This window comes from Pseudomonas sp. SDO52101_S400 (assembly GCF_054071635.1).
Genome location: NZ_JBSVWF010000067.1, coordinates 1 through 13044 on the forward strand (window position 1 = coordinate 1; position 13044 = coordinate 13044).

11 protein-coding genes and 1 pseudogene are annotated in these 13044 nt (G+C 58.2%); 4 read left to right on the forward strand and 8 right to left on the reverse strand.

The window, feature by feature from the left end:
* Both ACW9HX_RS25225 and ACW9HX_RS25230 read left to right on the forward strand, forming a co-directional pair.
* Nucleotides 1-629 (forward strand): annotated as a pseudogene (locus ACW9HX_RS25225) (type IV secretion protein Rhs); the annotation flags it as partial.
* Nucleotides 626-1045, forward strand: coding sequence for a hypothetical protein (locus tag ACW9HX_RS25230; RefSeq protein WP_457382676.1), 420 nt, complete (start codon nucleotides 626-628; stop codon nucleotides 1043-1045). The pseudogene ACW9HX_RS25225 and the gene ACW9HX_RS25230, both read left to right, overlap by 4 nt.
* A 141-nt stretch (nucleotides 1046-1186) precedes the next feature.
* Here ACW9HX_RS25230 and ACW9HX_RS25235 read toward each other — a convergent pair whose 3' ends face one another.
* Nucleotides 1187-2977: a bifunctional diguanylate cyclase/phosphodiesterase gene (locus ACW9HX_RS25235; protein ID WP_457382677.1), complete on the reverse strand. Its 1791-nt coding sequence runs from the start codon at nucleotides 2975-2977 to the stop codon at nucleotides 1187-1189.
* A 134-nt stretch (nucleotides 2978-3111) separates the two neighbouring features.
* The gene (locus tag ACW9HX_RS25240) at nucleotides 3112-5196 is read right to left on the reverse strand and encodes a carboxy terminal-processing peptidase (RefSeq protein WP_457382678.1); all 2085 of its coding nucleotides are present in this window, start codon (nucleotides 5194-5196) and stop codon (nucleotides 3112-3114) included.
* Between the two features lie 181 nt (nucleotides 5197-5377).
* Here ACW9HX_RS25240 and ACW9HX_RS25245 point away from each other — a divergent pair, with 181 nt between their 5' ends.
* Entirely contained in the window at nucleotides 5378-6340 is a 963-nt protein-coding gene (locus ACW9HX_RS25245; RefSeq protein ID WP_457382679.1) for a zinc-binding dehydrogenase, read from the forward strand.
* A 45-nt stretch (nucleotides 6341-6385) separates the two neighbouring features.
* Here ACW9HX_RS25245 and ACW9HX_RS25250 read toward each other — a convergent pair whose 3' ends face one another.
* The 6 genes from ACW9HX_RS25250 to ACW9HX_RS25275 form a co-directional block, all read right to left on the reverse strand.
* Nucleotides 6386-7039 carry an HAD family hydrolase gene (locus ACW9HX_RS25250; protein WP_457382680.1) on the reverse strand — a complete coding sequence of 218 codons (654 nt, stop codon included), beginning with the start codon at nucleotides 7037-7039 and terminating at the stop codon, nucleotides 6386-6388.
* A gap of 34 nt (nucleotides 7040-7073) precedes the next feature.
* Nucleotides 7074-8063 (reverse strand): ABC transporter ATP-binding protein, encoded by a 990-nt coding sequence (locus ACW9HX_RS25255; RefSeq protein ID WP_457382681.1) that lies wholly within the window; start codon nucleotides 8061-8063, stop codon nucleotides 7074-7076.
* Nucleotides 8060-8860 (reverse strand): ABC transporter permease, encoded by an 801-nt coding sequence (locus ACW9HX_RS25260; RefSeq protein WP_096822924.1) that lies wholly within the window; start codon nucleotides 8858-8860, stop codon nucleotides 8060-8062. Before ACW9HX_RS25260 ends, ACW9HX_RS25255 begins: the two co-directional genes overlap by 4 nt.
* Entirely contained in the window at nucleotides 8847-9683 is an 837-nt protein-coding gene (locus ACW9HX_RS25265) for an ABC transporter permease (protein ID WP_167748736.1), read from the reverse strand. The genes ACW9HX_RS25260 and ACW9HX_RS25265 overlap by 14 nt, the downstream gene beginning before the upstream one ends.
* Nucleotides 9684-9688: 5 nt before the next feature.
* Entirely contained in the window at nucleotides 9689-10495 is an 807-nt protein-coding gene (locus ACW9HX_RS25270; RefSeq protein WP_457382682.1) for an alkaline phosphatase family protein, read from the reverse strand.
* Nucleotides 10496-10676: 181 nt separating this feature from the next.
* Entirely contained in the window at nucleotides 10677-11741 is a 1065-nt protein-coding gene (locus tag ACW9HX_RS25275; RefSeq protein ID WP_085710620.1) for an ABC transporter substrate-binding protein, read from the reverse strand.
* Nucleotides 11742-12092: 351 nt separating this feature from the next.
* On the opposite strand from ACW9HX_RS25275, the gene ACW9HX_RS25280 reads away from it, so the two are divergent.
* Entirely contained in the window at nucleotides 12093-12806 is a 714-nt protein-coding gene (locus ACW9HX_RS25280) for a UTRA domain-containing protein (RefSeq protein ID WP_432219031.1), read from the forward strand.
* Nucleotides 12807-13044: the final 238 nt, after the last annotated feature.

A 13044-nucleotide genomic window follows, 5' to 3' on the forward strand; every position in this document is an offset into this window, starting at 1 on the left:
TGAACCAGTACCGGTACGTGCCGAATCCGACGGGGTGGGTGGATCCGTTGGGGTTGAGTTGTACTTGCCCGCCACCGACTCCGCGCCGTCCGATGCAATACGAAGCCGGTCGCGTGGTCGTCGATGAGGGTGCGCCCGCTCTGCCAAAGATGACAGCACAGGAGCGGCGGGCGAGGATTGATGAGGTAGCTGAGGAAAACGCCAAGCGACGGGTAACTGAATATGAAGACCGTTATGGTATGCACACCATCAAAAAACATAGCTCTGAAATTCCTGATAGTGCGGTTAAGCAGCGAGCCATCGATGGTACTGATCCTCACACTGGTGTCACCCCAACACCGCCCAGAGGAAATCCAAGTTCACAGTTTCATAACTGGCGAATGCATTTGGGTGCATTAAATAAGGCGATGACTAGGGATGAAAATGGCTTAATCAGGCATACGGGAAGGGATCAGAATGATAATCCGATAGTTAGGTTTGAGTTGCCAGGAGCAGGGCGGGGGTATAAACCAAATAGGACGGATCCGCAAAATCCAGTACTGAATGAGAATATGAACTGGTTTGAAGTTAAGTTTGATGAGATAAACACGCAGGAGCCATTTACAGGCTTCCCGTCGGAGAAAAAATGATGCTGAAAGATCCCTGTTTGAATAAGCGCTTCGAACCAAGATTTACCTGGTTTATTGGCGTTTTTGATGTTTATGATCGAGAGGAGACTCGAGGCCTGGAACTCGCTGTATATAATCCGAATACTCCTGAGGATAGAGAGATTCTCATCAGGAAGTATTGTCTGAACCTGCCATATCTTTCATATAGGCATAAGCTGGTTTTGGTTGAGGCCTTAGAAATAGCATTAGATGATTTAAACTATGATTTTAGTAGTCTGTTTGATATTGATGAGTGCGAAACGTCCAGTTGGCCTAGGGAGGAATGGTATTCGTTAGAAAGTCCGCGTTGTTTTTTTAAAGAGGTCTGCCACTTGGCAAAAGAGGTCTGGAGGGAGGACCTTGAGCTCGCAGCGGGTGAGGATAGATCCACATGGTGAGTAAGACTGTTTCTTAATGAAGATAAAGAAGCAATGGATATTGTTTGTTCTGTTTGCTGAATTAGTGTCAAGGTCAGCAGTTAGTTGCGTCAACGTATCCTCCGTGTGAAGCCCTGCTCCCACGGGGATGTGTTCTGGGACTCACCTATGGCCAATAACCTGCGGTGAATGAAGTTCAGGAGCCGTAAGGCTATCAATCAAATGCACACTATACCCCGGCACATTCTTCGCATGATGCTTCGCCTGCGAAGCCATCTCTGCCAACTGGCTAGCGTCCAGTTGCGCACAAGCTTCAGGATGCAAATGCACCACGCCGATGGACAGTGACAGCAACGGAAACTCCTGCCGAATACCCTGGCGATTCGGCGCAACAAAACACCCAGCTTCAAGATGTTCAGGGCGGTAGAAGCGACGACATTGGCTCTGGAAATCATCAAGCAATTGATTGAGTCGTTTGCGCCAATCCTCCGGGCCGAGCACCAACAGGAAATCGTCACCACCGATGTGGCCAACGAAATCGCGGGACGGGTCAACCCTTTCGTTGAGGCATTGCGCCAGACACAACAACACCTCATCCCCCCGCCCATAACCGTAGATATCGTTAAAGGGCTTGAAGCTGTCGATGTCGACATAGCAAATAACCGACTCGCGCCCCTGTTGCAGCAATCGCGTCAGGCATTGCTGAATCGGCACATTCCCCGGCAGCAAGGTCAGCGGATTGGCATAGCGAGCCTGCTGGATTTTCAGTTCAGTGATCAGCTTGAGCACGTCGATCACCCGACCCAGGCCCAGATAACTGCCATTGAGGGTGATGATGAAATCTTCTTCGATGCGCTGCCGGGCGCGGCTGGTGATCAGGCGGCTGACCTGTTGCAGCGACTGGCTCATTTCCACGGCGAGGAAGTCGTCGTTCATCAGGCGGCTGATCGGTTTGCGGGCGAACAGGTCGGTGGCGAACGGTTTGAGCAGGGCATCGGACAATGAATGACGATGGACGATGCCGCAGGGCTGGCCTTGTTCGTCGAGCACCGCCAGCGAGTTCAGGTTGGCCTGGCGACGGAAGGCTTCAAGCACAGTGGCAGTCGGTGTGTCGCGCCCCACGGCAGGTTGCTCATTGAGCAGGGCGCTGAGGTCGCTGCCTTCGTCATTCAGCGCCACGGCGCTGCTGTCGTGTTTGGGCATCAAGGCCCGGGCATCGCGCGGTGGGTGTTCCTGGGGGCGTCCTAGCAAGTAACCCTGCACCAGATCGACACCCATTTCGGTCAGCACCGCCAGTTCTTCCGGTAGTTCGATGCCTTCGGCAATCACCTGCGCCCGGGAAGCCTTGGCAATTTGCAGGATCGATCCGACGAACTCGCGTTTCAGCGCGTCCTGATGAATACCATCGATAAAGTGCCGGTCGATCTTCACGTAATCCGGCCGCAGCTCCGACCACAACCGCAGGCTCGAATAACCCGCGCCAAGATCATCGAGTGCAATCGAAAATCCCATGGCCCGGTAGTGATGCAGCGCGGTTTGCAGCAGCTGGAAATCGTCGATCGGCGTCTGTTCGGTGAGTTCGATCACCACCTGGCTCGGTGGAATGCCGAAATCCTGAAGCAGTTGCAGCGTACGCCCTGGCTGGTGCGCGGCTTCGAGCAGGGATTCGGGAGAGACGTTGAGAAACAGCTTGCCCGGCAATTGCTGTTCGTTGAACCGGCGGCAGGCGCTTTGGCGACAGGCTATTTCCAGTTCGTTCAAGCGTCCGGCCTGGCGCGCTACAGCGAAGAGGGCGATAGGGGAGTGCAGTGGGCTGTTGGAGGGGCCGCGAGTCAGGGCTTCGTAGCCGAGGATGCGCCGCTCCGAGAGGCAAATGATCGGCTGGAACAGGCTGTGCAAACCGCTTTGAGTCAGGATCGAGCTCAAGGCACTCAGCTGTTCGGTCGTGGTCATGGCATTCTCTGGCGATAAAAAAAGGACTGGGAGCGTTCTCGATGAAGAGAACCGCTCCCAGTCCTTTATTGCACGACAGAATGATGACTGTTTGATGACGATCCGGGGATCGTCACCATTAAATTGCCATCACCTTACTTCTTGGCCACCTGATTGCTCAGCTTCAGGTAATCCAGCAGTACGCGCCCGGTTTCGCTCAGGTAGGCGTCGTCTTCCGGTTTGACCTTGTCCGGCTCGGCTGCCGCGAGGGCGTCTTCGTCTTCTTTCTTCAGCTCTTTGAGCGGTTCTTCGCCTTTGGCCTTGCGACGGATGTTTTCCATCGCCAGTTGCTTGGCGTCGATGTCGGCGTGCTGGGCACGACGATCGGCTTCATTGAGGCTGACGGTTTTCTCTTCCATCAGTTTCTGCGCCAGGGCCAGCTTGTCGCGGATGAACACGAACTCCGCGTCTTTTGCCGACCTTACATCATGCTCCGACTTGAGTTGCGCGATGTAAGGCTTGAACGGGTCAACCGCAGGCTTGATGGCCGGTTTGATGGTGTCCCATGGCATGGCTTCAGGCAGGGCGCTCTCGCCGATTTCCTTGGTGTCGATGATCGACGGGTAGTCGATGTCCGGCAGCACGCCCTGATGCTGGGTGCTCTGGCCGGAAACCCGGTAGAACTTGGCCAGGGTCAGTTTCAGCTCGCCATGGTTCAGCGGCTGGATGGTCTGCACGGTGCCTTTGCCGAAGGTCTGGCCACCGATGATCAGTGCACGGTGGTAGTCCTGCATGGCGCCGGCGAAAATCTCCGAAGCCGACGCGGACAGGCGGTTGACCAGCAGTGCCATCGGGCCTTTGTAGAACGCACCCGGGTTTTCGTCTTCAAGTACATCGACCCGGCCATCAGCATTACGCACCAGCACGGTAGGGCCCTTGTCGATAAACAGGCTGGTCAGCTCGGTGGCTTCCTGCAGGGAGCCGCCGCCGTTGTTGCGCAGGTCGATCACCACGCCGTCGACTTTCTCTTTCTGCAGTTCGGTCAGCAGTTTCTTGACGTCGCGAGTGGTGCTCTTGTAGTCCGGATCACCGGCGCGGAACGCTTTGAAGTCGAGGTAGAAGGCCGGAATCTCGATCACGCCGAGCTTGTAGTCCTTGCCGTCCTGTTTCAGGCTCAGGATGGACTTTTTCACGGCCTGGTCTTCGAGCTTCACCGCTTCACGGGTGATCGGCACGATCTTGCTGGTCTGGTCGTTCGGCGCATTGCTGGCCGGGATGACTTCCAGACGAACCACGGTGCCTTTCGGGCCGCGAATCAGCTTGACCACTTCGTCCAGGCGCCAGCCAACCACGTCGACCATCTCTTTGTTGCCTTGGGCAACGCCGATGATCTTGTCTGCCGGAGCAACCTGCTTGGTCTTGTCGGCAGGGCCTGCCGGCACCAGACGCACGACTTTCACCTGGTCGTTGTCGCTCTGCAGCACGGCGCCGATGCCCTCGAGGGACAGGCTCATGTTGATGTCGAAGTTTTCCGCGTTATCCGGTGACAGATAGTTGGTGTGCGGATCGTAAGACATGGCGAAGGTATTGATGTATGCCTGGAAGATGTCTTCGGCGCGGGTCTGGTCCAGGCGCGTCAACTGGTTCTTGTAGCGCTTGGTCAGGGTTTCCTGGATCTGCTTCGTATCCTTGCCGGCGATCTTCTGCCGCAGCACTTCGTCCTTGACGCGTTTGCGCCACAGGTCGTCAAGTTCGGCGGTGGATTTGAGCCACGGAGCGTCCTTGCGATCGATCAGCAAGGTTTCCTTCGTGGAGAAGTCCATCTTGTCGACGCCTTTGTTCAGCTCGGCAATGGCGAAGTCCAGACGCGCTTTCACGCGATCCAGATAGCGCTTGTAGATGGTGAAGCCGGCGTTGAGGTCGCCGCTCTTGAGGAAGTCGTCGAACTGGAACTTCCACTTGTCGAATTCGGCGATGTCGCTGGCCATGAAGTAGCTGCGCGATGGATCCAGCAGTTTGATGTAGCTGTCGTAGATGATCGCCGAGCGCGCATCGTCAAGCGGCGGCTTGCTGTAGTGGTGGCGTTTGAGCAACTCGACGACGTTCAGACTGGCGATCACTTCATCGCGATCAGGCTGCAACTTGTCCCAGCTGTTGGCTGCGAATGTGGTGCCCGACATCGGCAAGAGGCCGATACCGATGAAAAGAGCGAGGGCGGTGCTGGGGAGCAGATGCTTCATGCTGATTCGACGCGGGGACAATTGATAACGCATATTAGGCCGTCTTTGAAGTCGCCGGTACCTCTACGCTCTGTACGATAACTGCTGTTCAGCGTTCGTTCAGACCCCAGGGCCGGTCGCATAATGCAAAAAGCCCGGCGCTTCAGCTTCGGGCTCAGTCCAGACTCACTATGGAGGCACTGTGAAGGCATTGCAAGGCGTTGAAGGTCAAGTGGCATGGGTTGATGAGCCGAGTCCTACATGTGATGTAGGACAAGTTCGCATCCGGGTGGCGGCAGCCGGCCTCAATCGCGCGGATTTATTACAGAAGGCCGGGCTTTATCCACCGCCGCCGGGTGCCAGCCAGGTGCTCGGTCTTGAGTGCTCCGGGGTAATCAGCGAGGTCGGCGCAGGCTCGTCCTGGCAGGTCGGTGATCGTGTCTGCGCCTTGCTGGCCGGGGGTGGGATGGCCGAAGAAGTGGTCGTCGACGGACGGCACGTGCTTCCTGTTCCGGAGGGCGTGTCGCTGATCGAAGCAGCTGCGTTGCCTGAGGTGTACGCGACCGTCTGGCTGAATGTGTTTCAACTCGCTGCGCTCAAACCGGGTCAGAAAGTTCTCCTGCATGCCGGGGCCAGCGGCATCGGTTCGGCCGCCATTCAACTGTGCAAGGCGTTTGGCAATCCTTGCTGGGTCAGCGTCGGTTCGGCAGAGCGCTTGGCTTACTGTGAGGCACTGGGGGCGCAAGGTGGCGTGGTGCGCACCGATGATCTGGAGAGTCTGCGGGACTTTGGGCCGTTCGATGTGATTCTGGATCCGGTCGGCGGCCATTATTCGGCGCTGAACCTCAAACTGATGGCTCAGGACGGACGCTGGGTGCTGATCGGTCTGATGGGCGGCCGCGAAGCGAAACTGGATCTGGCCCAGGTACTGGCCAAGCGCGTGCAACTGCTGGGTTCGACCCTGCGCAGCCGTGACGATCAGTTCAAGGCGGATCTGTTCAGCGATCTAAGCCAACACGTGTGGCCGCTGTTTTCCGAGGGACGCCTGAAGCCGCAACTGGCCAAGACCTTTGCGATCAAGGATGCCGAGGCGGCGTTCGCCGAGCTGGCGAGCAACACCGTGGCCGGGAAACTGGTACTGGTGATCGACGAAAGCCTGAGCTGATCATCGATGCTTGTGGGAGCAGGTGTGCTCCCACAAGACAATCGCTTACTTCCAGAGGTGGATCGGCCAGCCGGATTTCTCGGCCTGCTCGCGCAACACCGGATCCGGATTGACCACGTGCGGGTAATCCACCTTCAGCAGCAGCGGCAGGTCATTGCGTGAGTCGGAATAGAAACTCGCGCCTTCAAGGTTTTCCTCTTCGGCGTCCAGCCATTCCAGCAAGCGGGTGATCTTGCCTTCGCGGTAGGTCAGGGTGCCCACGGTATGGCCGCTGTACACGCCATGTGCCACTTCCAGTTCGATACCCAGAACCTCGTCAATGCCCAACCGTTCGGCAATCGGTTTGACCAGGTGCGTACCCGAAGCCGAGATCACCAGAATCCTGTCGCCGGCCTTGCGGTGGGCGGCGATGGTTTTAGTCGCGTCGCTGAAGATGATTGGCTCGATGAAATCTTCCACCCACGGTCCGACCAAGTGATCGACCTCTTCCGGGGTACGGCCGATCAAGGGTTCGAGGCTGAACTCCATGAAGTCTTCCATGCGCAACTTGCCATGGCTGTAGGCGTCCATCAGCTCATTGTTCTTGCGCATGAACGACTCGGGATCGACCCAGCCCAAGCGCCCCATCTGCTCGCTCCAGAGGGTGGCGCAGTCGCCGTGGATCAGGGTTTCGTCCAGATCAAAAATTGCCAGGGCCATCAGTGCAGTTCTCTCTTCAACGTCAGCAAAGTCATCAGGCTACCTCACACAGGGCCGTCGGATCGATGGAAAGCGCCAGGCGCTGACCGTCGGGGTGCAGGTCCGCCGCTGAACGGTTGAGGACATCGACCACCAATTCCACGCCCCGGGCTTCGATGCGATAGCGGATCACGTTGCCCAGCAGGCTGTGGCTGCGAATCTGCGCATCGAGTTCGCCATTCAGGCTCAGTTCGATGGTCTCCGGGCGAATGGCGATGCGATGGTTGATCGGCCGCTGCAACAGCTTCGAGGCACTCTCGGCATCCAGCAGGTTGTAGTTGCCGATGAAGCCGGCGGCGAATACGTCGACCGGTGCGGTGTAGAGGGTTTCGGCGTCGCCGCTTTGTACGATCTTTCCCTGATTCATCAGGAAAATCCGGTCAGACATGGTCAGGGCTTCTTCCTGATCGTGTGTGACGAAAATCGTGGTCAGGCCGAGTTCACGCTGGATCTGACGGATCTGTTCACGCAGGTGTTTGCGAATCCGCGCATCGAGGGCCGACAGCGGTTCATCCAGCAGCAACAGACGCGGACGGGTAACCAGCGAGCGGGCGAGGGCGACACGCTGACACTGACCGCCGGACAGCTGATGCGGGTAGCGGCTGGCGAAGTCATTCAGCTCCACCAGTTTCAACACTTCGGCAACCCGTTTGTGGCTGTCGTCGGCATTGACCTTTTGCATGCGCAGGCCGAAGGCGACGTTCTGCTCCACGGTCATGTTGGGAAACAGCGCGTAGCTCTGGAACACCATGCCGATTCCGCGTTTCTGCGGGGTGAGCGGCACGATGTCGACGCCGTCGAGCAGGATCTTGCCGCCATCCACTGGCGTCAGGCCGGCGATGCAGCGCAGCAGGGTGGATTTGCCGCAGCCGGACGGACCGAGCAGGGTGACGAATTCACCCTTCTGGATTTCGCAGTTGATGTCGCTGAACACCGTGGTGCCGGCGTAGTTTTTTTGCAGGTGTTGGACGCTGACATAGCTCATTCGCTTTTGTCCTTGTTCAAGATGTTGGCGACCCAGGTCAGGACCAGCACGAAAAAGAAATAGGAGATCACCAGCGCACTGGTGAAGTGGCCGCTGCTGTTGCGCATGTTGTTGAGGTAGACCTGCAGGGTTTCGTAGCGGGTGCCGACCAGGATGTTGGCAAATACGAACTCGCCGAACAGGAACGAGAACGACAGCAGCAACGCCACCATGAGGCCCTTGCGCAGGTTCGGCAGCACCACCAGGAAGGCTGCCTGAAAGGTGCTGGCGCCGAGCAGTTGGGCGGCGTCCATCAGGTCGCGCAGGTTGATCGCTTGCAGGTTGTTGGTGATCGCCCGGTACATGAATGGCAGCGCCACGGTGAAGTAGCAACCGATCAGGATCCACGGTGTGCCGACCATCGCGAACGGCCCGGAGCCGTAGAGCTGCAACAGCCCCACCGACGACACCACCGGCGGCACCGCGAAGGGCAGCAGGATCAGGATGTTCATCAGCGCATCGAGTTTCGGGAAGTGGTAATGCACCACGAACAGCAGCGGCAGGATCAGCACCACCGACAGGATCAGCGCGCCGACGCACACCAGCAGCGACTGGCCGAAGGCGTGCAGAAAGCGCGGATCGCTCCAAAGCTGGATGTACCACTTGAAGGTGAAACCGCTGGGCAGGATGGTGGCCGACCAACTGCTGGCGATCGAGTAGACCAGCGTGCCCACCAGCGGCAGCAGCAGGATGGCGAACAGCAGGTACACCACGACGCGGTGGTAGACGCCGGCCGGGCCGGATTCAGCGCGAGACATGGTAGCTCCTCTTCAACAGCAGTTGATGCACGACGGTCACCAGGGTCATCAGCGCCACCAGTACCACGGCCAGTGCGCTGGCCAGGTTCGGATCGAGTGAAATGTCGCCGGAGACCATCGCGGCAATGCGGATCGGCAGCACGTTGAAGTTGCCGGTGGTCAGTGCGTACACCGTGGCGTAGGCGCCAAGGGCGTTGGCCAGCAAGATCACGAAGGTGCCGAGCAGGGCTGGGGTCAGCACCGGCAGGCCGATGTGGCGCCAGAACTGCCAGCCGTCGGCGCCAAGCAGTGCAGCGGATTCACGCCAGTCTTCGCGCAGGGCGTCGAACGCCGGGTACAGCAGCAGGACGCCGAGGGGAATCTGGAAGTAGGTGTAGAGGATGATCAGCCCGGTTTTTGAATACAGGTTGAAGTCCTGAATGATCCCGGCCTGTTTCAGCATGATCGTGATGCTGCCGTTGAAACCGAGCAGGATGATGAACGCAAACGCCAGAGGCACGCCGGCGAAGTTGCTGGTCATGTTGGCGAAGGCGTTGACGAAGTTGCGCAGTTTCGAATCGACCCGACGCAGGGAATACGCACCCAGCACCGCGATGATGATCCCGAACACGCTCGACCAGAAGCTGATTTCGAGGCTGTACTGGATCGCCTGCAGATAGAACTTCGAATTGAAGATCTTGCTGAAGTTGGCGAAACCCCAGCCGAACTCTTCCGATTGCAGGCTGTTGATCATCACCCAGACCAGCGGTGCAATTTCGAACACGATAAAGAACAGCGCAAAAGGCACCAGGCACAGAGCGGCCAGCCATTTGCCGCGAGTCATTGAGTTCACTTGAGCAACTCCCGGCACACAGGTTTGTCGTGAGGTACACCGAGCAGCTCGCAGACGGTGCCGCAGATATCGGTCTGCTTTGGAGCGGCGTCGGCTTTCAGGCTGAAGGCGTCGCCGAGCACGAACAGCGGCACCTGGCGTTCTTCCGGCAGCAGGCCGTTGTGCGAGCGGTCGTTGTTCATGCCATGGTCGGCAGTCACCAGCACCTGATAGCCAGCATCGAGCCAGCCTTGCAGGTAGTCGGCGAGGATGATGTCGGCGCTGCGGGCACTGTTGCGGTACTGCGGGGTGTCGAGGCCGTGCTTGTGCCCGGCGTCGTCGATGTTCATCGGATGGATCAGCAGAAAGTCCGGTGCGTGGCGCAGGCGCAGGTTTTCGGCGTCGGCGAACAGGTGTGAATCCGGATAGTGATCGTTCCAGTAGAAGTGGCCGTGCTGGATCGGTAGCGTCGGGTCATCGGTATGCCGATCCCGTGCCGCCACGAAGGGCGAGCGGTTATAGAGCTCGCTGACCCAGTGGTACGCCGCTGCTGCGGTTTTCAGGCCGGCATCTCGGGCGTAGTGATAGATGCTGCGCTGGTTGGACAGGCGCGAGACGTTGTTGTGGACGATGCCGCTGTCGATGGGTGGCACGCCCGTGAGGATGCATTCGTAAAGCGGTCGGGACAGGGCCGGCAGCTCGCACTCCAACTGGTAGAGCGCGGCGCGTCCTGCGCCGACATAAGCCTGCAGATGCCCCATGGCGTGACGCGCGACCTCGTAATTGAGGCCGTCGAGCACGACAAGGATGACGTTGTGCTTCATAGGGGCAAAAACTCCGCGAAGTTCAGATATCTCGAAATCAACTCAATCCCTTGTGGGAGCGGGTTTTCTCGCGAAAGCGGTGGATCATTCCACATTGATGTCGACTGACAGGACGCCTTCGCGAGCAAGCCCGCTCCCACATTTGGATCTTCAACAGATCACAAAAGGGTGATCAGCCGCTTTATTTCATCTCTACGATGACTTCTTCGTTCCACTTCTGCGGCAGAGCCTTGGAGGTTTTTTCCCACGCATCGGCGTCCTTGATCGGCGTGACCTTCTTGTACTGCTCGTTCGGCAGCAGTTTGGCTTTCACGTCTTCCGGCAGGGTCAAGTGCTCGGCGCGGATCGGGCGGGCGTTGCCGCGGGCGAGGTTGGTCTGGCCGGCGTCGCTGAAAATGTATTCGCGGGTCAGCTTGGCGGCGTTCGGGTTCTTCGCGTATTTGTTGATGATGGTGGTGTAGCCGGAAATCACCGAACCGTCGGACGGGATCAGCACCACGTAGTCATCCGGATTGGCCATCTTGGCCTTGTAGCTCAGGCCGTTGAAGTCCCAGACCACGCCGACTTCGATCTCGCCTTTCTCCATGGTGGCGATGGTCGGGTTGGCCATCGACAGGCGGCCCTGCTTGGCGATGTCTGCGAACAGCAGCAGGGCAGGCTGGATGTTTTTCTCGTCGCCACCGTTGGCCAGCGCAGCGGCGAGTACGCCGTTTGCAGCCTGGGCCGCGGTGCTCACGTCACCGATGGAAACCTTGTATTTGCCGCCCTTGAGGTCAGCCCATTTGGTCGGCACTTCGGAGCCGTGCAGCAGCTTCTTGTTGACGATGAAGGCGATGGTGCCGGTGTAGGCCAGTGCCCAGTTGCCGTCCTTGTCCTTGGCCCATGCAGGCACTTGATCCCAGGTGGTCGGCTTGTACGGTTGCACTACGCCTTGCTTGACCGCGATCGGACCGAAAGCGGCGCCGACGTCGCCGATGTCGGCGGTGGCGTTGTCCTTCTCGGCGGCGAACTTGGCGATTTCCTGGGCCGAACTCATGTCGGTGTCGATGTGTTTCAGGCCGTAGGTCTTGGCCAGGTCTTCCCAGGTACCTTTCCAGTTGGCCCAGTCATCGGGCATGCCGACGCTGTTGACGGCGCCTTCCGCTTTCGCAGCGGCTTCGAGGGTTTTCAGATCATCAGCCGCCATGGCGGCGGTGCACATGGCAATGGTCGAGCCTAACAGTGTTGCCAGGAAAAGCTGTTTCATTCCGAAGCTCCTTGGTCGTGTTCAACGCTGCGATTGCGGTTTGTGTTGGTCTAGGTCAGCAATACCTGAGCCAATGTAGGGGGGCTGGATGACACTTTGATGTCGGCGGATACCCGACCCGCGTTTTATTTCTCTGGTATCGACGGCTGCCCGGTAAGCGTAGACCACCCTCAAAGTCCCGGTGGACAAGGGACTTGGCCGATGTATTGCAAGTTGTCAGGGAGACCGTTCGGTAGTTTTGTCATCTCTCGGTCATCTGCACTGCCTAGGCTTGCAACACGACCGAACGGCGCAATAGTCGTGCGGTTTTGCCCCGAAACAGTGCTGGTCTAGTCCAGATAGGTAACGTTGATGCGCGATGAGGCAACAAAAGCGGTGACAGCCATTGGCCAGATCCTTCAGGAGCAACTCGACCATGGTTTGCTCGTGGCGGGGAGCAAGTTGCCGGCCGAGCGCAAGCTCAGCGAGTTGTTCGGTACTACGCGCATTACTGTGCGTGAAGCCTTGTTGCAGCTGGAGGCGCAAGGGCAGATTTATCGCGAGGAGCGTCGGGGCTGGTTCGTGTCGCCACCGCGTCTGGCCTATAACCTGATGCAGCGCAGTCACTTTCACGCGATGGTCAGTGCGCAGGGGCGGGTGCCGTCGACCGAGGTGATTTCGGCGCGGTTGCAACCGGCGTCAGCGGCGGTCTGCGCTTGGTTGCAGTTGCCGGCGTTGTCGAGCGTGATTCAGATTTGCCGGTCGCGGCGGATCGATGGGCGGCTGGTGTTGTATGTGGAGCATTATCTGAATCCGCAGTTTTTTCCGGGGATTCTGGAGTTTGATTTGAATCAGTCGATTACCGAGCTGTATGCGCGGCATTACGATTTGCACTATGGGCGGGTGCGGTTCGAGATTGTGCCTACGTCGTTGTCGGTGGATGCGGCGGCGGCTTTACGGGTTTCGGTGGGGAGTCCGGGGTTGCGGATTGCCCGGGTCAATTATGATCAGGCTGGGCGGTTGATTGATTGTGATCTGGAGTTTTGGCGGCATGATGCGATTCACGTTGGGGTTGATGTTGTTTGACCTTGACCTTGGCGGCCTTTGGGCCGACCAGGTTTTGGGTTGTTTTGGGTGAATATCCGTTGCTTCGGGTGTTGCGGCTGGCGGTTCCGCTCTTACAGCGGCTCACTTTTGCAGACGCCCAAAAGTAAGCAAAACGCTTGGCCCCTGCGTTCGGCACCTCGCTGAGGCTCGGTGTTCCTTCGTTACGGGATTCATCCGGGGGCATCGCCTACGGTTTGCTTCGCTGCACCTCCTCTCG

Coding starts and splice junctions, on each gene's coding strand:
- ACW9HX_RS25230 (WP_457382676.1), top strand. CDS start 626: ATGATGCTGAAAGATCCCTGTTTGAATAAGCGCTTCGAACCAAGATTT.
- ACW9HX_RS25235 (WP_457382677.1), bottom strand. CDS start 2,977: ATGACCACGACCGAACAGCTGAGTGCCTTGAGCTCGATCCTGACTCAA.
- ACW9HX_RS25240 (WP_457382678.1), bottom strand. CDS start 5,196: ATGAAGCATCTGCTCCCCAGCACCGCCCTCGCTCTTTTCATCGGTATC.
- ACW9HX_RS25250 (WP_457382680.1), bottom strand. CDS start 7,039: ATGGCCCTGGCAATTTTTGATCTGGACGAAACCCTGATCCACGGCGAC.
- ACW9HX_RS25255 (WP_457382681.1), bottom strand. CDS start 8,063: ATGAGCTATGTCAGCGTCCAACACCTGCAAAAAAACTACGCCGGCACC.
- ACW9HX_RS25260 (WP_096822924.1), bottom strand. CDS start 8,860: ATGTCTCGCGCTGAATCCGGCCCGGCCGGCGTCTACCACCGCGTCGTG.
- ACW9HX_RS25265 (WP_167748736.1), bottom strand. CDS start 9,683: ATGACTCGCGGCAAATGGCTGGCCGCTCTGTGCCTGGTGCCTTTTGCG.
- ACW9HX_RS25270 (WP_457382682.1), bottom strand. CDS start 10,495: ATGAAGCACAACGTCATCCTTGTCGTGCTCGACGGCCTCAATTACGAG.
- ACW9HX_RS25275 (WP_085710620.1), bottom strand. CDS start 11,741: ATGAAACAGCTTTTCCTGGCAACACTGTTAGGCTCGACCATTGCCATG.
- ACW9HX_RS25280 (WP_432219031.1), top strand. CDS start 12,093: ATGCGCGATGAGGCAACAAAAGCGGTGACAGCCATTGGCCAGATCCTT.